The organism is Syntrophus sp. (in: bacteria), from assembly GCF_040768185.1.
Classification (GTDB): Bacteria; Desulfobacterota; Syntrophia; order Syntrophales; family Syntrophaceae; genus Syntrophus; species Syntrophus buswellii.
This window is the reverse complement of record NZ_JAXGNC010000001.1, coordinates 84,046-104,210: the sequence shown is the minus strand read 5'-3', so window position 1 is coordinate 104,210 and position 20,165 is coordinate 84,046. Positions and strand designations below refer to the sequence as shown.

At 54.7% G+C, this 20,165-nt stretch carries 19 protein-coding genes and 1 pseudogene; 8 read left to right on the top strand and 12 right to left on the bottom strand.

Going from position 1 to position 20,165, the window contains the following annotated elements; genetic code table 11:
- Nucleotides 1-34: 34 nt before the first annotated feature.
- From ftcD to AB3175_RS00465, 4 genes are read right to left on the bottom strand one after another with little or no spacing between them, the layout of a single operon-like run.
- On the bottom strand, nucleotides 35-925 hold the full coding sequence (gene ftcD, locus AB3175_RS00480; protein WP_367358982.1) for a glutamate formimidoyltransferase: 891 nt from the start codon (nucleotides 923-925) through the stop codon (nucleotides 35-37).
- Nucleotides 926-972: 47 nt separating this feature from the next.
- Nucleotides 973-1,602 (bottom strand): hypothetical protein, encoded by a 630-nt coding sequence (locus AB3175_RS00475; RefSeq protein WP_367358981.1) that lies wholly within the window; start codon nucleotides 1,600-1,602, stop codon nucleotides 973-975.
- Between the two features lie 33 nt (nucleotides 1,603-1,635).
- On the bottom strand, nucleotides 1,636-2,523 hold the full coding sequence (locus AB3175_RS00470; protein WP_367358980.1) for a hypothetical protein: 888 nt from the start codon (nucleotides 2,521-2,523) through the stop codon (nucleotides 1,636-1,638).
- A gap of 15 nt (nucleotides 2,524-2,538) precedes the next feature.
- Nucleotides 2,539-2,967 (bottom strand): hypothetical protein, encoded by a 429-nt coding sequence (locus AB3175_RS00465; protein WP_367358979.1) that lies wholly within the window; start codon nucleotides 2,965-2,967, stop codon nucleotides 2,539-2,541.
- Nucleotides 2,968-3,304: 337 nt separating this feature from the next.
- On the opposite strand from AB3175_RS00465, the gene AB3175_RS00460 reads away from it, so the two are divergent.
- Nucleotides 3,305-3,787, top strand: a complete 483-nt coding sequence (locus AB3175_RS00460) for a hypothetical protein (protein WP_367358978.1) — start codon at nucleotides 3,305-3,307, stop codon at nucleotides 3,785-3,787.
- A 362-nt stretch (nucleotides 3,788-4,149) separates the two neighbouring features.
- Nucleotides 4,150-4,713, top strand: coding sequence for a hypothetical protein (locus tag AB3175_RS00455; RefSeq protein ID WP_367358977.1), 564 nt, complete (start codon nucleotides 4,150-4,152; stop codon nucleotides 4,711-4,713).
- A gap of 52 nt (nucleotides 4,714-4,765) precedes the next feature.
- Here AB3175_RS00455 and ftsY read toward each other — a convergent pair whose 3' ends face one another.
- Entirely contained in the window at nucleotides 4,766-5,710 is a 945-nt protein-coding gene (gene ftsY, locus AB3175_RS00450) for a signal recognition particle-docking protein FtsY (protein WP_367358976.1), read from the bottom strand.
- A gap of 375 nt (nucleotides 5,711-6,085) precedes the next feature.
- Between ftsY and abc-f the strand changes: the two genes are divergently transcribed.
- A complete protein-coding gene (gene abc-f / locus AB3175_RS00445; protein WP_367358975.1) occupies nucleotides 6,086-8,083 on the top strand; it encodes a ribosomal protection-like ABC-F family protein in 1,998 nt (665 codons plus the stop codon).
- A gap of 11 nt (nucleotides 8,084-8,094) precedes the next feature.
- Here abc-f and AB3175_RS00440 read toward each other — a convergent pair whose 3' ends face one another.
- From AB3175_RS00440 to AB3175_RS00430, 3 genes are all read right to left on the bottom strand, one after another.
- Nucleotides 8,095-8,613, bottom strand: coding sequence for a ferritin family protein (locus tag AB3175_RS00440; protein WP_367358974.1), 519 nt, complete (start codon nucleotides 8,611-8,613; stop codon nucleotides 8,095-8,097).
- Between the two features lie 142 nt (nucleotides 8,614-8,755).
- A complete protein-coding gene (locus AB3175_RS00435) occupies nucleotides 8,756-10,354 on the bottom strand; it encodes a Na/Pi cotransporter family protein (RefSeq protein WP_367358973.1) in 1,599 nt (532 codons plus the stop codon).
- A 115-nt stretch (nucleotides 10,355-10,469) separates the two neighbouring features.
- Nucleotides 10,470-10,967 (bottom strand): rubrerythrin family protein, encoded by a 498-nt coding sequence (locus AB3175_RS00430; protein WP_367358972.1) that lies wholly within the window; start codon nucleotides 10,965-10,967, stop codon nucleotides 10,470-10,472.
- Between the two features lie 379 nt (nucleotides 10,968-11,346).
- On the opposite strand from AB3175_RS00430, the gene AB3175_RS00425 reads away from it, so the two are divergent.
- The 3 genes from AB3175_RS00425 to AB3175_RS00415 all read left to right on the top strand — a co-directional run bounded on the left by AB3175_RS00425 (nucleotide 11,347) and on the right by AB3175_RS00415 (nucleotide 14,325).
- A complete protein-coding gene (locus AB3175_RS00425; protein ID WP_367358971.1) occupies nucleotides 11,347-12,003 on the top strand; it encodes a VPLPA-CTERM sorting domain-containing protein in 657 nt (218 codons plus the stop codon).
- Between the two features lie 225 nt (nucleotides 12,004-12,228).
- The gene (locus AB3175_RS00420; protein ID WP_367358970.1) at nucleotides 12,229-13,221 is read left to right on the top strand and encodes an SIS domain-containing protein; all 993 of its coding nucleotides are present in this window, start codon (nucleotides 12,229-12,231) and stop codon (nucleotides 13,219-13,221) included.
- A 69-nt stretch (nucleotides 13,222-13,290) separates the two neighbouring features.
- Complete coding sequence (locus AB3175_RS00415) at nucleotides 13,291-14,325, top strand: hypothetical protein (RefSeq protein ID WP_367358969.1); 1,035 nt, start codon at nucleotides 13,291-13,293, stop codon at nucleotides 14,323-14,325.
- An 18-nt stretch (nucleotides 14,326-14,343) separates the two neighbouring features.
- On the opposite strand, the gene AB3175_RS00410 is transcribed toward AB3175_RS00415, so the two are convergent.
- Genes AB3175_RS00410 through larC form a run of 3 tightly spaced genes read right to left on the bottom strand, consistent with a single transcriptional unit; the run spans nucleotide 14,344 to nucleotide 16,723 of the window.
- The gene (locus AB3175_RS00410) at nucleotides 14,344-14,748 is read right to left on the bottom strand and encodes a secondary thiamine-phosphate synthase enzyme YjbQ (protein ID WP_367358968.1); all 405 of its coding nucleotides are present in this window, start codon (nucleotides 14,746-14,748) and stop codon (nucleotides 14,344-14,346) included.
- Between the two features lie 13 nt (nucleotides 14,749-14,761).
- Nucleotides 14,762-15,502 (bottom strand): nickel pincer cofactor biosynthesis protein LarB, encoded by a 741-nt coding sequence (gene larB, locus AB3175_RS00405; RefSeq protein ID WP_367358967.1) that lies wholly within the window; start codon nucleotides 15,500-15,502, stop codon nucleotides 14,762-14,764.
- 24 nt (nucleotides 15,503-15,526) lie between these two features.
- Nucleotides 15,527-16,723 carry a nickel pincer cofactor biosynthesis protein LarC gene (gene larC, locus AB3175_RS00400; RefSeq protein ID WP_367358966.1) on the bottom strand — a complete coding sequence of 399 codons (1,197 nt, stop codon included), beginning with the start codon at nucleotides 16,721-16,723 and terminating at the stop codon, nucleotides 15,527-15,529.
- Nucleotides 16,724-16,944: 221 nt separating this feature from the next.
- Between larC and nikR the strand changes: the two genes are divergently transcribed.
- Nucleotides 16,945-17,364: a nickel-responsive transcriptional regulator NikR gene (nikR, locus tag AB3175_RS00395; protein ID WP_367358965.1), complete on the top strand. Its 420-nt coding sequence runs from the start codon at nucleotides 16,945-16,947 to the stop codon at nucleotides 17,362-17,364.
- Nucleotides 17,365-17,693: 329 nt separating this feature from the next.
- Here the strand turns inward: nikR and mtgA are convergent.
- Nucleotides 17,694-18,487 (bottom strand): annotated as a pseudogene (mtgA, locus tag AB3175_RS00390) (monofunctional biosynthetic peptidoglycan transglycosylase).
- A gap of 436 nt (nucleotides 18,488-18,923) precedes the next feature.
- Between mtgA and AB3175_RS00385 the strand changes: the two are divergent.
- Nucleotides 18,924-19,946 carry a LysM peptidoglycan-binding domain-containing protein gene (locus AB3175_RS00385; protein ID WP_367358964.1) on the top strand — a complete coding sequence of 341 codons (1,023 nt, stop codon included), beginning with the start codon at nucleotides 18,924-18,926 and terminating at the stop codon, nucleotides 19,944-19,946.
- The last annotated feature ends 219 nt before the right edge of the window (nucleotides 19,947-20,165 follow it).

Sequence of the window (20,165 nt, the reverse complement as noted above, 5' to 3'; positions counted from 1 at the left end):
CATGGGGCAGCCGGCTGTTTTCTGGCCCGGAACGTCAAAGGCAATTTTCAAGAATGCGCTTTTCAGAAAAGTCCTTCAGCCGGTAGTACTCAGGGGGCCGGCCGGCCAGCGCCGCCCGGGGGACCAGGCCGATCAGCTCCGATTCCAGGATTTCAACGCCGAGACGTTCGGCCTTCGCCTTGATTTCATCGAACACCCGGCGCATGGAGGTTTCCCGGTAATCGGTCAGGTTCATCGAAACCTGAACGAGGTTCCGGCTTTTCAAAGGAACACCGAGGGCCTTTATATGCCTGAGCCCCCCGCTCGACTGCCGGATGCTGCGGGCGATATCCTCCGCCGGTTTCAGTTCGCCGCAGCTGAGGACAACATTGAAGGCCACAAGAGGTATCCTCGCACCTACAGCCGTGGCCCCGCTGTGTACATTAAAAAAAGCCGGTCCCGCATCCGGTTTCCATTTCGGATCCTTCAGCCGCTCTTCGAGGCCCTCGTATCCGCCCCTCCGTATATCGGGAAGTTCCCGCCGCTGTGGACTCAAGGCTGCCGACCCGTAAAAATAAACGGGAATCCCGTTCCGGGTTCCGAACAGCGAGCCGAACCGGTGCGCCGCATCCACGGCGTCTTTCATCTCCGCATCGCCGAGAGGGATAAAGGGCACCACGTCCACGGCCCCGATTCGGGGATGAACGGCCCCCCTGTGCATTCTCATGTCGATCAGCTCGGCGGCCCGGCTGCAGGCGGCCAGCGCCCCGTCCACGATACGTTCCGGCGGCCCGATAAACGTAAAGACGCTGCGGTGATGATCCGGATCCATGCTGTGATCAAGCAGACGGACACCGGAAACCGCCGCCAACGCCGAGGCGATGTCCTCTATGATCCCCTGGTTTCTGCCTTCACTGAAATTCGGCACACATTCGATAATGTTCATCCCTTCTCAAATCCCCCGGCAATTAACGATTCAAACGGACCCGGCAATCAAAACTGCCAGGTCCCGTGCCGGCGCGGCCGGATCCCCGGTTCATTCATGGTGAACTCATCCGTCGGCTCATCCTCTTCTTGAACGTCCCCTGGATCCGGATCCGGGGCGGTTGCCTCATTTCCGTCCTCATCTTCAGGCGCTTCCCCTGTCGTGGAGTCGCCGGCGGCCTCTTCATCGTGGGGAACAGCCTCTTCCTCCGGCATCTCATCCTCCTCTCCATTCAACGATGGAGCCGATTCCGTCCCGTTCTCAGGCTCCGTTGAATCGGATTCGGCAGACGCCCCGTCATCCTCGCTGCCGCTTACCCCGATTTCTATGGAGTGATCATCCCGGGAAAAAATCAGGGAATTCCATTGCGGCACAAGCCTCTGAAGAGCCTCGGCAACGCCGACGCCTTCGATTTCACACGCAACCACCGCATCTTCCCTTGCACCGTAGGCATGGATCGTCATACCAAGCTTCCGGGACAATTTTTCCAGAATCTCGGAAAGCGTCGATTCCGTACTTGAAATACGGACAAGGCCGTTGCTTACGGAAACATGCAGCCCCTCTTCACCTCCCTCAGAGGCTCCACAGAAACCAAAAAACAAGGCCATGACAAGGAAAATACCTATCCTGGATGTCATGCATTGCTCCTTTCTCTCCCGCGTCCATCCAACCTATTCCGGTCCTGTGATTCCAAACATGATCCGCTGATGGGGGGGGAGTTTTTTAAAAATTCTGTCATACAGCTCCTGTTCCTTTGCAGCCAACGGATCGGCATACCTGACATCCGGCGGCAGCGGCAGCGGCGCCAGGCGGCCATCGGCGCTCAGCCGGTAAAAGGATTTCTGCTTCTCAAAGGTTCCCTGCAGGAAGTGTCCACTGGGAAACAGGATGCCGTCATACTTCCGGCTGATGACGGCCTGCTGCGTCCGAACGGCTTGGCCCTTCGGAGTCAGGATCTTCACGTTCCCCTCCAGGACGAGGTTTTTAAAATCACCTCCCAGAAACGCTTTTTCAGCGGCAAGTTCCAGGACCGTTCCTGCGGAGTAATGAATCTTCACGGCCAGGCGATCAAATTGTATCCGGCTGAGGATATCAGGTTCCCCATCGGTGTTTTCCTCAAAATAGGAACCGATGGGGCTCGCCTTTTCCGCTCCGGGCACAAGGTGAATGCATCTCTCCAATAAGTGGAAAGGGATGCCGTACTTTTCCGCGGAAGAGGATGCATCGGACAGGTAGATGTCAAAGACCGCGGAACGAAGGCGCAGCTCCTTCACATTCTGATATTCAAAAAACGGTGTTTGTCTTTTTCTGTGGATGATCTCCTCGATGGACAATCGGATCGTCAGATCATTCTGGTCATATTCCAGAAGGCTGACGTTTCCGGCGCGGAACTTGTCGTAGGTCCGCTCTGCCGCCGCTCGGGGTTGTACGGCACTCTTTTCCCCGTCGCTCCTGACAGCGGAACAGACAAGCCAGGCAGCAAAAAGCGCCAGCAGAAGGCCGGACAGAACTCGCTTAACCCTTTGCGGGACCGGAGAAGGAGCTTGGGATGGAGCCATGGAACTCACAGGCTGTTATGGAACATTCACCAAGCAGGTGCCTCCTCCCAGGGAGTTCCCGCGGGCATTGACAAAGTCCACAACCACCATGGCCATTTTCCCCTTGAAGTCGGCCGAAACGGAGTTGACGATAGAAAGCGAAGAAATTTTAACGGTTTGCCCTGTTGCCGGGATCGTTCTGGGGTTCATCGTTCTCGCGTAAGGGCCGAACACACGCGACGAGCTCAGGACGTTGTTGGTGTTGGTGCCAACCATCCCCGCCGCATACCGGTTCAGGGTTACAGCACTATCTCCATCGTTTGACACATAGGCAGTCACCCTCAGCACGCTGCCTGCATAGACAGAAGTGGGGCAGGATAATTCAACATCCAGATCTTCTGCAAACGTGCCACTGACCCAAAAAGCCGTTATTCCCATCAATAAAATTAATACTCTTTTAATCATAAGTCCCCCTTGACATCACCAGAAAGATTCACGGAACCACAAACTCCATCCCTTCGTTTTCATTAAACGAATCTTGATATTATGTCAAGACATACCGGCGCGTTTCCGCAATGCCCTGCCCGGCCCATTTGAGGCCTTCATTTGCCGACTCTGCCACAAGACGAGAAACCCGACGCGGCACCGGCTTACATGACGGGAGGAGATCCGGTAAAAAAGTGTTGCACAACTCCTGTGAAGAGATTTAAACGCGAGTTGAAAGAGTTAAACCAGGAGGCAGGAAGGCGGCATGCCTTGAAGAACATCAAACCGATGAGAACAACCCGTGAAGGAGGTCACCATGAACATCAGGAGTCTTTGTTTCAGATTCGTTCTCTGTTCACTCTTTGCAGGCCTTTTGTTAATTTCCGACGTAAAAGCTGAATCGCCGGCCATTTCCACCGAGACGGCGAACGCCGCATGGATTCCTCCTGCGAATGAGGATGTATGCTGGGGTTCAGGAGGCAACGTCATCAGGCTGCGCTTCAAAAGCGCTGGTGGCGGATACTATCAGGTTGTCGGCAATATGATCGAGTCCAGCGGCGTCATAGGCGCTCTCTTTGGCAGCGCCGTAAAGACATCCAGCACGATTCTTGTCACGGCGACCTGGAGTGGCGCCAACTCCAAAGAGGCCTGGTTTGAGACGGGCCGCTTCTCAATCAACAGGAAATCCGTAAAATTGACCGGCTATGGGGCGGGAATGGAACATAAATTTTCCATTCCGGAGAGCGCTGAACCATACGCCGGAGGAAAACACACGTTTCCGAAAATTCCCTGCCCGTAGGACTGAGGATAACGCCCGGACTTTTGAGAGTCTGAATCCCTTTGTTTCCGGAGAGTTCAAGATTTCGCCAAGGACTCTCCATTGGAAGGCATGGATCATGGCAGCACCCTGCGTCACCATGCCCTGCGGTGAGGCAGGGCGCAGGCGGTCGGATCCGGAGGTGGACGGCGGCACAAGGAGTCGAACGTTCCGGAACACTATTTTTTGAATCGTTTTTACTGTCTTTCCATACTATTTGCTTCTGTTTCCCCCGAGAGTTTTCCGTACCCGTTTTTTTATGACCTGCTGAAATCAGCCCTCCGGACCCGGGCAGGGGGAGCGCCGGCAAGAAACAATCCATCACATGAGATAAGGGGGATAACATGTTGCTGAAGGTCTTCTGTTTTGTTCTGGCTTCACTGGTATGGGCCGCCGCGGTTTGTTCCTCGGCTGAACTGCGGGACGAGAACCTGGTCCTGAACATTCCATCGGGCTATAAAGTGGATTACCAGGTCAGACAGGGGAACATGCTCCTGACGGAAATGGTTCCCCATCATCAATCCGTCAAAAATTGGACAGAGATGGTGACCATCAACACCCACCTCGGTCTCAGGAACATTTCACCGGAAAGCTACCGGGCAAAGATCCAGCAGTTGTGGGACGCATCCTGCAAGGGCTCTCAATTCGCTCCGGTGACGAAGGGGAAGGAAAACGGCTATCCCTTTGTGCTCTGGCTTTCGGTCTGCCCTCTCAACCCGTCCACAGGAAAGCCCGAATATACATGGTTCAAGGCCATTCAGGGCAACGACAGTTTCTATGTCGTTCAAAAGGCTTTTAAATTCAATCCCTCTGAAGAGCAAATCACCCAATGGATGACGTACTTTCGTTCCATCAGAGTCTGTGATTCGCGTTTGAAAGACCGTCCATGCCCAAAGGTCATGAAGTAAACTCCCCGGAAGGGACATGCGCCGGGAACGTGCCGGGAAAGCAGGACACGAACTAGGAATTTCCCTGTTCGAAAAGGGCCGACACGAAGTCCTCGCTGCTGAATTCCCGGAGATCATCCAGCCCTTCACCGATGCCGATGTAGCGGATGGGGATATTGTATTCCTTGGCGATGCGGAGAATGACACCGCCCTTGGAGGTGCCATCCAGCTTGGTCAAAACAAGGCCGGTCACCCCCACGGAATCGCTGAACATCTTCGCCTGGCTGACGGCATTCTGACCCGTTGTCGCGTCCAGGACGAGAAGAACTTCGTGAGGCGCTCCGGGAAGCTCACGGCTCATGACCCGCTTCATCTTCTTCATCTCTTCCATGAGGTTGACCTGGGTATGCAGTCTCCCCGCCGTGTCGACAATAAGCACATCGGCCCTGCCGGTCTTCGCCGCTGCTATGGCATCAAAAACAACCGCCGATGGGTCTGAATTCATTTTCTGCTTGATCAGGGGAACCCCGACGCGCTGGCTCCAGATTGCCAGTTGTTCAATCGCCGCAGCCCGGAAGGTGTCGGCGGCAACCATCAGGACGGAATGTCCCTGCTCCTTGAACTGATGGGCCAGCTTTCCGATGGTGGTGGTTTTTCCCGTACCGTTGACGCCGACGACGAGGATGGTGAAGATCCCGTTTTTCGGAAGCACCAGGGGGGCTTCATTTTTCTTCAGAATGGCCTTCATCGTGTTACGCAGGACCTCCTTGAGCCGCTCCGGAGAATCCAGCTCCTTGCGCCTGACGGAATCGGTCATCCTTTCGATCAGCTCCGCGGTGAAGGCGGGCCCGACATCAGCCGCGATCAGGGCCTCCTCCAGCTCGTCGAACAGCTCCTGGTCAATCTCCTTCTTTCCCAGGATGATATCGTTCACATCGGTCAACAGCAAATCCCGCGTCTTGGCGAGACCCCGCTTCAGTTTTTCAAAGAACCCCTGTTTTTTTTGGAAGATGCTCATACGATCCCCTGCTCCATCCATCGCTTAAAACGGTAACGCATCGCCGGGACCGCTTACGTGAACCCTCATGATTTCCCCGTTCTGCGCCAGTTCGCACCGGAGGCGTCACCGCCTGCATGCCCTGCTGTTCCCCTTGACTGGTAACCGGAATATTTCGCCTATTGACTATTATCCCCCTCACGGCCATCTTATGGTGCCGTCGGACCCGGCACGGCGGAAACGGCCGCGGCACCTTGGCTGTTATACAGAGGATCATCGCCTTGTCAATGTAAAATTCCAGGAAAATACATTTCAAGAGTTGTAATTTTCTGGAAATTCTGATTAACGGGGAAGCATTGAGGACCGGCTGGGCCGGCGGAACAAAGGGGCTCTATTTTGATATCCTTGAAGCATATTTTTCTTTCCTTTGGCAAACGGGTGATCTTTGACGATGTGACCTGGACCATTACCCCGCGCAGCCGGATCGGTCTGGTGGGAGACAACGGTGCGGGCAAGACGACCCTGCTGCGCGCCATCGCGGGAGTTCAGGAACTGGACGGCGGCAGCATCGAGATGATTGACCGCAGGAACACCACGCTCGGCTACCTTCCCCAGGATCTTGTCGAACTGGAATCCCTCAATATCCTGGATTTTCTGAAAAAGCGAAGCGGATTGTCCGATCTTGAAGCCACCCTGAAAACCTGCGAGGAACAGGTCTCCCTCTGTGCGCCCGACAGCCCCGATCACGGGGCGTTACTGAAGACTTACGAACAGGCCATGGCCGCGTTCCAGACCCGGGACGGCTATGCCTTCGAAGCCCGCGCCAGGCAGGTGCTTCACGGCTTCGGATTCCGGGACTCGGATTTTGAAAAAAACTGCCTGGAATTTTCCGGAGGCTGGAAAATGCGGATCCTCCTCGCCGTCATCCTGCTGGCACGTCCCGATGTCATGCTCCTGGACGAACCGACCAATCACCTGGATACGGAGAGCATGGAATGGCTGGAGAGCTATCTCCGGGATTATCCCGGAACGCTGATCACGGTTTCCCATGACCGCACCTTTCTCGACAAGATCACGACCGTAACCGCCGACCTTTCTCTGGGAAAAATATCGCTCTACAAAGGTAACTATTCCTTTTATCTTGAAGAAAAGGAGAAAAGGCGTCTGGCCCTATTGAAGGAGATGGAAAGCCAGAAGGCGGAAATCAGGAAGATTCAGGAATTTGTCGAACGGTTCCGTTACAAGGCCACCAAGGCGGCCCAGGTCCAGAGCCGGCTGAAAATGCTCGAAAAGGTGGAGCTGATCCAGTCGTCAGGAGCAAAAAAGACCGTCCGGATCGCCTTTCCCTCCTGCCCACCCAGCGGCCGCGATGTGATCATCCTGCGCGGGTTGTCCAAAAGCTACGGAAAAAACAACATCTTTTCCGATCTGTCTTTCACCATCACCCGTGGCGAAAAAGTGGCGCTCGTGGGCATCAACGGGGCTGGAAAATCTACCCTCTCCCGGCTTCTGAGCCGGGTTGAAGAGCCTGACGCAGGAGAAGTCCTCTATGGCCTGCACGTCAAGCTCTCCTTCTTCTCCCAGGAAAATGCCGAAAATCTCAATTACGACCGGACCATCCTGGAAGATGTCAGCAGCATTTCCACCCGGTGCACCGACCAGGAAAAGCGGAATCTCCTCGGGGCCTTTCTCTTTTCCGGCGACGACATCTACAAGCCGGTCGCGGTCCTGTCCGGCGGCGAAAAATCCCGCCTTGCCCTGCTGAAGATCCTCATGCAGGACGCCAATCTCCTGATTCTTGACGAACCGACCAATCACCTCGATATGAAAACGCGGGATATCTTTCAGGAAGCCCTGCTGGATTATACAGGAACCGTGATCCTCGTTTCCCACGACCGGTATTTTCTGGACCGCCTGGTCAATCGGGTCATCGAAATCCGGGATGGCCGGGCTTTCGAATACAAGGGCAATTACTCTTATTTTATTGCAAAACGGCAGGAGGCTTTAGGCGGTTCCGGAGCCTCGCCGTCCGCGGAAAGAGCGGCTGACCCCATTGATACCGGCAAAGGCGGAAAATTTCTGAGGAAAGAGCTTCGGCGCCTTGAGGCGGAAGAGCGGAACCGCCTCTCGAAAGTCCGCAGCGCCCTGAAAAAAGAGCTGGCAAACCTGGAAGGGTCGATCATGTCCCTGGAGGAAAAGAAGGGGGGGCTGGAAACGACCCTCTGCGCGCCGGATATCTATCGAAACCCCGAGCAGCTGAAGACGCTCCGGCAGGAACTGCATGCCGTCAGCCGGAACCTGGAGCAATCCTACCGGGACTGGGAGGAGCTTTCCTCGAAGATGGAAGCTCTGGAACATGAAGCCGGGGAAAGCCCTGCGCCTCCCCCGGCATGAAATTTCCCGCCTCAGGCACCGTCCAGCCCGGACCGCTCCTTTTCCTGGTACCAGGCCGCGGGATTCGTCAGGTATTGCTCGGTGTCCTTCAGGGAACTGTAATGCTCCTGTTCAATCGAGGCCAGAAGATCGAAAAAGGCCTTTTCCCGGGGATCGGACACCTGATCGCGAAGGCGGGCATAAAAGGTTGCCCCCCTGGCTTCAAATTCAATGGCCGTCTGAAGGGCCTTGCGGTCATCATCGTCCCCTTCGGGCATCTGGGAAACGGCTTTGATGACATTGTTCAAAACGTTTTTCACGGAAGTTTTTTTGACTTTGAGAGGAAGCGTTTCCGGCCATTTTCCTTCCTTGGACCAGCGGTCATGCAGTTCCTTGAGCCTTTCGTAGTGCTCCAGCTCTTCATCGGCAATCTGCGTGAACATGGCCTTTCCCAGCGGATTCAGGGTTCGTTCAGCATTTTTCAGATAAAATTCTCTCTCATTGGATTCGTTTTTCAAAGCGATGTTCAATGCATTTAAACGTTCTTCCATAGACCGGCCTCCTGGTGCGACGGGTTGATAAGTTCCATGCGGGCAGACAGGACATTCCCGCGATCTTTTGAATAAATAAACCGTTAAGCTTCCTGGAAAACTACCACAGGGATTACCGGTGGGTCAAGGGGTTTGCCGGGCGTCAGTCCTCCAGTTCGCAGATAGATTCGGCAATATTCTGGCAGTGATCGGAAATCCTCTCCAATTGAATGAGCAGCTCCACAAAGATGGGGCCTGATTCCGCCGCCGCGAGGTGATGATGAAAACGCATCAGGTGGCGGTCCCTGGCTTCCTTGACTTCCACATCGATCTGCGCCTCGCGGCAGGTGATGTCGCGGATGCATTCTTCATTGCGCCTGGAGATCAGCTCCATGGCATCCGTCATGTTCGCTTCAACAAGCTGCCGGATATGGAGCAATTCCACACTTCCCTCCACGGTGACGGGGATGTTTCTCTTGTGTCGGTTTCTCGCAATTTCCACAATATTGACGGCATGATCGGCAATCCGCTCGATATCATCGACCATGGCCGTGTAATTGAACAGCCGCCGGGACATCTGGGGCGAAAGATCTTTCGAAGACAACTTCGACAGGTATTCGACCACTTCCCGCCGGATATTGTCAACGACCAGCTCCATGTAAAGGATGTTCTTCTGCCTGATTGGTTCATAACGATCAAACAGGGCCATGCTTTCCGTCAGCATCCGGTTGGCCAGAAAAGCCTCCCGCGCCAGCTCTTTTTTTACAAGGCGGAGGGCTTCTCCGGGATTGTTCAGGCAGGCGTCATCCAGGTGCTGGGGCCAAAGCGGCAGGGTTTCCTCTTCACCGGGGATCATTTTTTCCATCAACCGGGAAAAAGGCTTCAGGATAAACATGAAACAGACCACCAACAGGATATTGAAAATCAGATGGCCCAGGGCGATCTGCTGCGCCGTCTCAGCGGAAAGGTCCTTCAGAATCCCGATGAAGACCGGCAGGGCGCCCAAGCTCAGAACGGCGGCGGTCAGCTTGAAAATGAGGTGCGATACAGCGCTTCGCCTTCCGCTGACTCCCGCTAAGGAGCCCGCCATCAGGGCGGTAACGGTCGTCCCGATGTTGGCGCCGATCACGATCGGCAGGGCGTTTTCTATGTTCATCGCACCCTGCTGGGCCAGGATAACCAGCATGCTGATGGGTATTGCCGAGGCATGAACCAGCCCCGTGAATGCCGCTCCCACCAAGACCCCCAGGAGGGGATTTTTCGATTCCTGAAACAGGTGGATGAAGGAGGGATGATTTTGAAGGGGGGCTGTCGCCGTGGTGGCAAGGCTCAGCCCGAAAAAAATCATTCCGAAGTGAAAGATGGATTCCCCGACGGATTTCCAGGTCTCTTTCCCAAATACCCAGAGCCCGCCCCCCAGAACGACAAAAGCCGGCGACAGGGCGGTGAACTTCCAGACGACGAGCTGCACCGTCAGCGTCGTCCCGATATCGGCTCCCAGAATGGTCCCGAGGGAGGAATAAAAACTGATCAACCCCGCATTGACCATGCCGATCGCCAGGAGAGTCGTGGCGGAACTGCTCTGAAAAAGCGCCGTGGCGATCATTCCGGTCAGCAGACCGTGGAGGGGCCTTTCCACGGCAAAACGGATATAGCTGCGTATCCGCGAGGTGAACAATTCCTGCACGGACTCGCTCAGCTTCATCATCCCGAAGAGGAACAAAACCAGCCCGACGCACAAGGTCAGAATGTCTGTCAGCATAGCGCAGCGTATCCGCTTTAAAGAAAAAATCCGCCCGGCAGCAGAAACCCTTCAGAAACCGCCGGGCGGATCTCCTTAAAGATGCTGAAAATCAGTATGGCACCGATTCCCGGTTTCAATCGATCTTCTTGAAGACTTTTCCCTTGGCCCCACAGACCGGGCAGGTCTCCGGCGCCTCGCTCCCCACGGTGTAGCCGCAGACGGGACAAACGTAGTAGGAATAACTTTCCCTTTCGCTGCCCATGCCGGTCAGGGCCTCCTCGTACAGGCGGTGATGGACCTTTTCTACCTCATTGGCATAGACGAATGTCCGTTCCGCCTCCGCATTGCCCTCAGCTTTGGCCGCATCAATCATTCCGGGGTACATTTCCTTGAACTCGTGCCCCTCCCCGGCAATAGCCTCCTCCAGATTTTCCCGCGTTCCGCGGATGCCCTTGAGCGCCCGCAAATGATTATGGGCATGAATCGTTTCGGCTTCGGCCGCAGCTCGGAACAGCCTGGCAATCTGTGCATATCCCTCCTGATCCGCCTTTGCCGCAAAAGCCAGGTACTTTCGATTTGCCTGGGACTCGCCGGCAAACGCCTCCATCAAGCATTCCTCCGTTTTAGTCATTCCTGTATCCTCCTCGCTGATTTCAAGATGTTCTGGATCTGTTCAAGACCGGATCCCTCCGGAAGCAAAGAGCCCCGGGCAATGTTCTGCCCCCGGCGACTTCCGCAACAGGGAAACATTTACGTGTGGACTATATAGCATCAACCCGGATGCTAAAGCAATGATCGATCATTCATTGCCCCTGCTCCCGGCCATTCCCCTTTTTTCCTCATGCAGGGTCTAAGATATTTCAACCGACGTAAGATTTTCTGAAGTCAAAAATCAGGGTTCTCCCGAATGGTAGAGACCGGGATTCTGTTGTATATGACACCAAAGAGATCCGGTGAGTATTTTTTTAAGGAATGAATCGTTAACCACGATCAAGGAGGGAATGATGAAGATGAAAAAATTGCTGTTCGGGACCGTTTTATTCCTGATCCTGATCCTGTCCGTTTCCGCTGCCCAGGCCGGCACGGTGTACTGGACGGATTGGGCGGCATCAGGCCCCGGGACGGTGACGGGAACGATGAACATCGGTTCGGAAACCGTCGACGTGACATTCAGCGGCGCTTACTCCTTCGCCCAGACCAGCGGTGGAACAAATTACTGGAACCCTGCCACGCCCTATCTCAGCGCAACCGTTGAAAACGCTCCTCCTGCCTCCGACATCATCGCATTAAGCAGCAGCGGAAGCGTAACGATCACCTTTTCGCAATCGGTGACAAATCCCCTGCTCGCCCTGGTGAGCTGGAACGGTAATCGTCCCAGATTTGAAAATGAGATTGAGTTCCTCAGCTATGGACGAGGTTATTGGGGCAACGGCACCCCTGTCATGGATAGCGACAAGAAAGGATTCTATGGAAGCGGTGAGGTTCACGGGGTCCTTCAAATGGCCGGCACCTATGATTCGATCACCTTCACCCACACCAGCGAGGGCTGGCATGGCCTGACGGTCGGTGTGGTGGATGTCGCCCCGGTTCCCCTTCCCGCCGCTCTGTGGCTCTTCGGTTCCGGGCTGGCAGGGCTGGTTGGACTGAGAAGGAAACTCTTCAGATAAAGGCCGCGTTCTTCTCATCTTTTCCGCTCAAGGGCGGGATCTTCGGGTCCCGCCCTTTTGTGTGACCGAAGGAATCTGCCCGCTTCCTGATGGAAGCCCACCCAAAGAAGGCCGATGAGATTTCCGCCGGGATCATATTCATTCTTGTCATGCCATTTTTTTTCTGATACCAAAGCGGCTGCTTAACGGTTATAGTCCAAATTTTTAAGGCAGGGCGATAGAACAATGCGGAAGGATCAGGCGATTGTCCGGGCGGAGGAAGTGCTCCGGGTTGAAGCGGAGAGCATCCTGCAGCTCATCGGGAGACTGGACGAAAATTTTTCCAGGGCGGTGGACATCATCTACCGCTCCACCGGGCGTGTGATTGTCACCGGCATCGGGAAATCGGGGCTGATCGGGAAAAAGATTGTCGCCACAATGACCAGCACCGGCACACAGGCCCTGTTCCTTCATCCTGTTGAAGGCCTTCACGGAGATCTTGGAATCGTCACGAAAGACGACGTCGTACTGGCTATCTCGAACAGCGGGGAAACGGATGAGGTGAACCGCCTTCTCAGCAGCATCCGGAAGATCGGTGCGCCGGTGATCTCCTTTACCGGCAATCCCTCCTCAACGATGGCCCGCGCCAGCAACGCCGTGATCGATGTGGGTGTGGAACGCGAAGCCTGCCCCTTTGGACTGGCCCCCACGTCCAGCTCCACGGCCTCGCTCGCCATGGGAGACGCCCTGGCCGTCGCCCTGATCGACAAGCACAAGTTCAGCGAAAAAGATTTCTATAAATTTCATCCCGGCGGAAGTCTGGGACAGCGCCTGCGGGCAAAAGTCCGGGATGTCATGATCAGCGGCCCTGATATTCCCATGGTGGTCACCGGAACCCCCTCCCTTGAAGCCCTCTCCGTTCTCGACGAAAGAAACAAGGGCTTTGTCCTGGTCACCGACCGGCAGAATCGCCTCCTGGGAATCATGACGGATGGTGACGTCCGCCGGCTGGTTCGCAAAGGCATCTCCATCTCCGATCTGCCGATCGACGAGATCATGACCCGCTCGCCCAAAACAATACGGGACGACTGGACGATCGCCCGGACGGTCGAGTTCATGCAGAGGGACGAAATCACCGCCCTTGCCATCGTGAACGGCGACAACATCCTCCAGGGGTACATCCATCTGCACGACATCCTCGGTCGGGGGGGAACCATCCGCATCTCCATCCCGGCATAGCCGGATGCTCCCGCCCTGTAAACATCAACAGCTCAATGGCCGTGACGAGTCATCCGGTGGAACGAGATCATGAACAGCCCTCTTTTCAGAAAGAACCTCCTGCCCTTGGCGCTCCTGCTCGCCGCTTCGGTTTTCCTTCTCCTGCCTGAAGCGGGCCTCTCTTCCGGGGAGATTCCCCTCAACAAAGGGGCTGTTCTCCAGATCACGGATTTTGACGATTCCAGTACGGCTGGCCCCGATCCTTCCCTTTTCAGCCGGAAATACAGCGGTGCCGCCAAGAGTGACCCCTCCCTGAAAACGTTGCGGGCCATGGCCAAGGCATCACCGGGGTCGAAGGCATCCTACCAGGCCAGGATGGCGACTCGATTCACCATCCAGAAAGGGCATAACGGGTCCTCCCGCGGCAAAGCCCGGATCACGCTTTACGGCCTCTCCTATGACGGCGTCGTGATCACCCCCCGGGCCGCGGCCGGAAAATCCCAGTTGAAGATGACGGTTTCCAGCGCTGCCGACCGAACCGGAACAGAGTTGATCCTTTTAACGGCATCGGGAAACGGTGCATCTCCGAAGATTTACCAGAAGGACCGAACGGAAGGCTCCGTCGAGATCCAGGTTGCCGCCGGTGACACATTTGTTGTGGCATTGGAACTCGTCGTTTCGGCAGGCACCGGAACCCAGGATTTTCCTGCCGAGGTCGACTTCTATTCAAAGGAGAACAAGGTGCGCTTTGAGGGAGTCCGGGTTGAGATTCTGAATACGGAAACCCCACTGCCTATTGTGACGCCCCTTCCCGACCAGGTGTTCCTTTACGACAACCCCCGGTGCCTTAACCTCTCCTTATCGAGCTGCCTGATCGTGAACAAGGGTGAGCAGATTGAGGACCTGTCCAAGGTCCCCCTGACCGAGGGGCTGCCTGATACGTGGAACGACCGGATCAACTGCCTGAAAATGGGAGCCAACGTCAACCGGGTCATTGTCTACCAGCACCCCGGTTTTAAAGGGCGGAGCCGGACGTATACCCGGACAGGCCCGAACCCCGGAGGGGTCTGGAGTCTTCAGGGAAGCGGGTGGGATAGAACCGTCAGTTCCATCGTGGTGGAATGATCCCCTCCGCCGCCCGGATCAGGGCAGGCAACCGAATGTTTTCACGAGAACTTTTCGTGTTCTCGGTCCATCAAACTCGCAGAAGAAAAGGGACTGCCAGGTTCCAAGAACCAGGCGGCCGTTTTCGACCGGCACCATTTCCGAAGAACCCACCAGCGATGTCTTGAGATGGGCGTCGGAGTTGCCTTCCGCGTGCCGGTATTGAGGGTCGTCGCAGGGAATGAGCTTCTGCAGCCCCATCAGGATATCCCCGGGTACGGCGGGATCGGCGTTTTCATTGATGGTGACGGCAGCGGTCGTATGAGGAACGAACACGAGACACATGCCGTCCTGAAGTCGACTTTCCTGGACCGCCGCCTGAATTCGGCCGGTGATGTCGATCATCTCGGTGCGTCGGACCGTCCGGACAGAAATGGATTTCATTCGTCTCCCCCCCTTACAGGTTGTTGATCATGCTGGCAATGTAGCCGGCGCCATAACCATTGTCGATATTGACGACACTCACACCGCTGGCACAGCTGTTGAGCATGGCAAGAAGAGCGGAAAGGCCATGAAAGCTTGCCCCGTAGCCGACGCTTGTGGGAACGGCAATGACAGGTTTGTCCACCAGGCCCCCTACGAGGCTGGGAAGGGCCCCTTCCATTCCGGCTACGACGATGACCACACGGGCACCCCGGATCGTTTCCAGATTGAAGAAGAGTCGATGAACGCCGGCAACACCCACATCGACGATCCGTTCAACACGATTGCCGAAGAGTTCAGCCGTCACAGCGGCCTCTTCGGCAACAGGCAGGTCGGAGGTCCCGGCAGTAACAAGGGCGATATAACCGGGAGGGGCTTTGACCTCTTTCCGCCTGATGGTAACGGCTCCGGCCAGGGGGGAGTAACGGGCGTCGGGGCAGATTTCCCGAATCTCCTGATACAGCTCCCGGCTGGCCCGCGTTGCAAGGATATTGACCTCCCGTTCCAGCATCGCCTTCAGAATCGCTGTGACCTGCCCGGATGTCTTGCCTGCACAGTAAATGACCTCCGGATAGCCGACGCGTCTTTCCCGGTGGAGGTCAACCTTCGCACAACCGACATCATGGTAGAACTGGCCTTTCAACAGGCCGAGGCCTTCATCAACCCCGACAGTTCCGGCCTTCACTTTTTCGAGAATGTCCCGGATTGCTTCCATCGTTTCTGATCTCCGTCCCTTGCGTCAACCGGTTCCCTTTCCAGGGACTCCAGAAGCCAGCATCTCCAGAACTTCTCTGATGCTCACGCCCTTTTCCCTGGCGATCCTTTTACAATCCGCGTACTCCGGTTTTGATTTGATTTTTCGGCCCCGGAAAAAGCCGTGCTTCATGGTCACAGGGCCATATGGGGTTTCCACTTCGGAAAGCTCCCGCTTCAGCATGGTCTTGGCAATCGGGCAGGACCGCAGCCCGAACGTGGTCGTCTGATACCACAGGACCTCTTCCATGTCCTTTTTCCGGCGGCTGTCGCAGATGATGCTGAGTGTCACCGCGGGACGTGACTTCTTCATGAGGATCGGCGTCAGATAGACATCCCGGGCCCCCTTTTCCAGCAGGGCGTCCATAACCTCCTCGTAGAGTTCGGGATTCATATCATCGATGTTGCATTCCACCAGCCAGGCGTCCTCCTGTGCCGCATCATCTCCCGGTTCATCTTCTTCAAGTTCGCCAAGGTACAGGCGCAGGACATTGGGGATCTCCGTATCTCGCGTCCCGATCCCGTAACCGATTTTCTGCGGTGTAAAATTCATCCTGTCCGTAAAGGAATGGACCGTGGCGGCAAGGATGGCCGCGCCGGTTGGCGTGGTCATCTCAAAGGGAACAGCTCCGGACGTTACGGGAATACCCTTGAGCATCTCAATGGTTGCCGGAGCCGGAACCGGAAGAATCCCGTGGGCGCACCGGACGACCCCGCCACCCAGCTCCACGGCCGATGAAAGCACCCGGTCCGCTTTCAAGTAATCCAGGCACAGGGCGGCACCGACCACATCGATGATGGAATCGACCGCTCCGACTTCATGGAAGTGAATTTCTTCCAGGGTGCATCCATGCACCCTGGCTTCCGCCTCGCCGATTTTCAGAAAAAGACGAAGTGAAAGATCCTTCACCTCTTCAGACAGATCACTTTCCTGGATCAGCCTGCTGATATCCCTGTAATTTCTTTCGTGCCGGGAAGAATCCTCCCTGGAAGTGAGCACCTCGAATCGTGTCCCGGCAATGCCGCGCCGCTGATCCCGCTGAATTTGAATTTCATAGGAACCGATCCGGATCTTTTTGAGCTCATCGAGAAGATAGGACGGGTCCACACCGAGATCGAGCATGGCACCCAGATTCATGTCGCCGCTGATCCCGGAGAAGCAGTCATAATACAAGACTTTCATGATCACCTTCCGCCATGGATGTTCTGGATCGTTTTCCCGATCGTTCCATTGAAGAAATGCCCTTTCCCCTGCCCGTCCATTTTCTGCGGCACGGTTGCTGAATTTCTGCCGGTCATCGGGATACGGAGGCAGACAGGGGACTGCTCAACTACAATCAATTTGACGGACGATCCTATTAAGCGCTATAAAGCAAAAACAATCCAAATTCAGGGGAAAAGAACATGGCTGAGATCGTCAGATTCGGGGTTTCACTGGAAAAAACCCTGCTCAAACAGTTCGATCAACGGATTGAAGAACAGGGGTATACGAACCGTTCAGAAGCCATCCGCGATTTGATCCGCCAGGAACTGCTGAAGAAGGAATGGGCGGAAGATCACGAAGTTGCCGGTTCTATTACCTACACCTACGACCATCACCAGCGGGATCTGCTGAACAGAATCATTGATGTTCAGCACGATTTCCAGGATGTGATCACGTCGACGCAGCATATTCATCTGGACCACGACAACTGCCTGGAGATCATCGCCGTCAAGGGAAGCTCCACAATCATCAGCAATCTTTCCAACGCGCTGAAGGCCCTCAAAGGCGTAAAGCACGGATCTTTGAGCATTTCAGGCATCGGCTGGATCGCACAGCGGTAACGTAACCTTCATACTCATAAATCCGTTCCCCAAGTCAAGACAATTCTGGTTGATCCGGCTGAGACCGCCGGCACGGAACGTGGCCCGGTCATTGCCCTGCAGGATCGCCTCCTTGTTTTCTGCCGGCAAAGGGAACGCGGGGATGAAACGTTTGGAGGTTACACTTCCTTCCCTTGGCTCTTCGGCACGGAATTTCATCTCCCTCCAATCAGGACTCCGGATCCGGAAAGGCCAGGAATACGAGCGATCACGAAGATGGAAAGGGTTGACGGCCTCCTTCAACACGATCAGGCAACGTGTACATCGACGGAATGAGCCATGGCCCTCCCCTAGCGATCCTCTTCCGCTGCCGACGCTTCAGGCTTTTCCAGGCCCTCGGCCGTCCCGAAAGGCTCCGTTTTTCCCTCACCGGCTTGTTTCGCCTCTTCGAAAGACGGCTCCTTGAGCTCCTCGACCGGATTTTCCGTCCCGGTCGGCAGTTCCGCCGGGCTTTCCGGAACGGCTGGATCTTCCGCGGGTGCCTCCTCGGGTTCCTTCATAACGGCCTCGTACTCTGGAATAATGATCCCGCGCCTGACCATGATCCGGTAAATTCTTTCAGAACGATTCCGAACATATTTTGAAGACCCCAGGGGGTTGTATCTCCTGGGATTGGGAAGAACAGCGGCCAGAGCCGCCGCTTCGCGCGCCGACAATGCCGAGGCCGATTTCCCATAATATTTGCGGGCTGCAGCTTCAATCCCGAAGATTCCCTCCCCCCACTCGGCCACATTGAGGTAGAGTTCAATGATCCTCTTCTTGGACAGGGTGTTCTCAATCCGCCAGGTTAAAATGGCCTCCTTGATTTTCCGGATGGGATTCTTGGACGGGGAAAGATAGAGATTTTTGGCCAGCTGCTGGCTGATGGTGCTCCCCCCACCTTGAATGTTCTCTTCTTGAGATCCTCTTCGAAGGCTTTCTGAAGAGCCTCGTAATCAAAGCCTTCGTGATGCCAGAACTTATCGTCCTCCGAGATGATGACCGCCTTGATGACAAGCGGGGAAATGCGGGAAAGCCTGACCCATTTTTGCTCAATTGCCTTATCCTTCCCCTGGTTTCTCCATTCCTCTTCACGAAATTTCATGAACGCTGTTTTTGCCGGATTTTCTTTTTTCAAGGTGGTGACATCCGGGTAAAAAAAATAACTGACGGTATGGATCAGAAGTCCGACAACAAGGAATGCCGGGATCAGAAGGAACATCTTTTTCATCATGGCCGCTCCCTTTTCAGAAGATCATATTCATATATTGGCTCACTATTTGCTTTATACACGTCACAATTATTTTGGGATGTCAATGGACACCTCTTATCGTATTCCCTTTTATTTTTAAAGAACTAAATGATGGTGATTATTCATTATTTTTTTATGAACAGATAAAATTCTAAAAAAAAATTTGACTATTTCCACGTATTTCTATAAATGGTGATGAATTTCACAGTGTACAGTTTGTCGTCCAAGGCTAAAATCTGTGCATCGTTAGATAGTGGGGCAGCCCCCGAATAGACTAAGGAGGTACTTCATGACAAAACGACGGATTTTCTTTTGGATGGGACTTACGTTCCTGTTCGTACTGGGCCTTTCTCAGGAAGGGCTTTCAAAAGAAACCTACAAAGTAAAAAACGGCGATACGCTTTCAAAGATTTCGAGCCAGTTCGGGGTGCCCATTAAAGATCTGATGCGGATGAATGGGCTAAAGAAGCCAGCCCTGAAACCCGGTCAGCATCTCACAGTCTCACAATCCCCATCAAAGAAATCTTCAAAACATACCGTCGCCAGATCCAATACAAGCACTAAATCCAAAGCCGATTCCTATACCGTTAAACGAGGCGACACACTCCAGAGCATTGCCAAAAAGTCCGGTATCTCCATCGCAGAGCTCAAGGGCTTGAACGGGATGCGGAACAGCACCATAAAAACCGGACAGAAGCTGATTCTTGCCAAACGTCAATCCGTCCCGTCAGCTGTAAAAGAGAACAAGGGCCCTCGAGTGGTGATGGCCCTTGATGTTGAGGATAACGAGCTTTATCCCGAGGAGGATGCCGAGGAAGGGGAAATCCCTGACGAGGATTGGACGTCCGTCGAGAGGGACAAGGAAGCCAGCACCCAGCTGATGGGAAAATGGAACAGCCCGAAAGAAAGGCAGATCTTTGTGCGGGTCGTCAAGGGATTTCTCGGGACGCCCTACAGGTTCGGCGGATCGTCCGTTCGGGGCATAGACTGCTCGGCTTTCGTTGCCAAGGTTTACCAGTTCTTTGATGTCAAGTTACCGAGGACGGCAAGGGAACAGTCCCGCATGGGGGTGCGCGTGGCAAAAAGTGACCTCGAAGAGGGCGATCTCGTTTTTTTCAACACCCGGAGGGCTTTCGGCCATGTGGGCATCTATATTGGAAACAACGAGTTCATCCATGCCTCTTCAGGCCGTTCCGGGAAACATGTACGGATCGACAGCCTGGATAAACCATACTACAACCAGCGCTTCATCAAAGCGGTTCGGGTTAAGGGAATGAAAAACGTCCAGTCGGATGAACGCGACGTATCCTGACGGAGAGAAGACTTCCTCCTTCTGAACAAACAGGTCGAAAAAAAGCGGTGTCATAGCGGAAATATCGGGCATCGGAATCCTATCCTGGTTCCGGTGCTTTTTTTTCATGCGGGTTGGCAGGAATAAGGTCTTCTCCAGAGGCGTACGCGTCCGGAAATTATTTTATTGATTTTTCGGGATAATACCATTAAATTTACTAGAAGTTTCGTAGTGTTATCC

Coding starts and splice junctions, on each gene's coding strand:
- ftcD (WP_367358982.1), bottom strand. CDS start 925: ATGAACATTATCGAATGTGTGCCGAATTTCAGTGAAGGCAGAAACCAG.
- AB3175_RS00475 (WP_367358981.1), bottom strand. CDS start 1,602: ATGACATCCAGGATAGGTATTTTCCTTGTCATGGCCTTGTTTTTTGGT.
- AB3175_RS00470 (WP_367358980.1), bottom strand. CDS start 2,523: ATGGCTCCATCCCAAGCTCCTTCTCCGGTCCCGCAAAGGGTTAAGCGA.
- AB3175_RS00465 (WP_367358979.1), bottom strand. CDS start 2,967: ATGATTAAAAGAGTATTAATTTTATTGATGGGAATAACGGCTTTTTGG.
- AB3175_RS00460 (WP_367358978.1), top strand. CDS start 3,305: ATGAACATCAGGAGTCTTTGTTTCAGATTCGTTCTCTGTTCACTCTTT.
- AB3175_RS00455 (WP_367358977.1), top strand. CDS start 4,150: ATGTTGCTGAAGGTCTTCTGTTTTGTTCTGGCTTCACTGGTATGGGCC.
- ftsY (WP_367358976.1), bottom strand. CDS start 5,710: ATGAGCATCTTCCAAAAAAAACAGGGGTTCTTTGAAAAACTGAAGCGG.
- AB3175_RS00440 (WP_367358974.1), bottom strand. CDS start 8,613: ATGGAAGAACGTTTAAATGCATTGAACATCGCTTTGAAAAACGAATCC.
- AB3175_RS00435 (WP_367358973.1), bottom strand. CDS start 10,354: ATGCTGACAGACATTCTGACCTTGTGCGTCGGGCTGGTTTTGTTCCTC.
- AB3175_RS00430 (WP_367358972.1), bottom strand. CDS start 10,967: ATGACTAAAACGGAGGAATGCTTGATGGAGGCGTTTGCCGGCGAGTCC.
- AB3175_RS00425 (WP_367358971.1), top strand. CDS start 11,347: ATGAAAAAATTGCTGTTCGGGACCGTTTTATTCCTGATCCTGATCCTG.
- AB3175_RS00420 (WP_367358970.1), top strand. CDS start 12,229: ATGCGGAAGGATCAGGCGATTGTCCGGGCGGAGGAAGTGCTCCGGGTT.
- AB3175_RS00415 (WP_367358969.1), top strand. CDS start 13,291: ATGAACAGCCCTCTTTTCAGAAAGAACCTCCTGCCCTTGGCGCTCCTG.
- AB3175_RS00410 (WP_367358968.1), bottom strand. CDS start 14,748: ATGAAATCCATTTCTGTCCGGACGGTCCGACGCACCGAGATGATCGAC.
- larB (WP_367358967.1), bottom strand. CDS start 15,502: ATGGAAGCAATCCGGGACATTCTCGAAAAAGTGAAGGCCGGAACTGTC.
- larC (WP_367358966.1), bottom strand. CDS start 16,723: ATGAAAGTCTTGTATTATGACTGCTTCTCCGGGATCAGCGGCGACATG.
- nikR (WP_367358965.1), top strand. CDS start 16,945: ATGGCTGAGATCGTCAGATTCGGGGTTTCACTGGAAAAAACCCTGCTC.
- AB3175_RS00385 (WP_367358964.1), top strand. CDS start 18,924: ATGACAAAACGACGGATTTTCTTTTGGATGGGACTTACGTTCCTGTTC.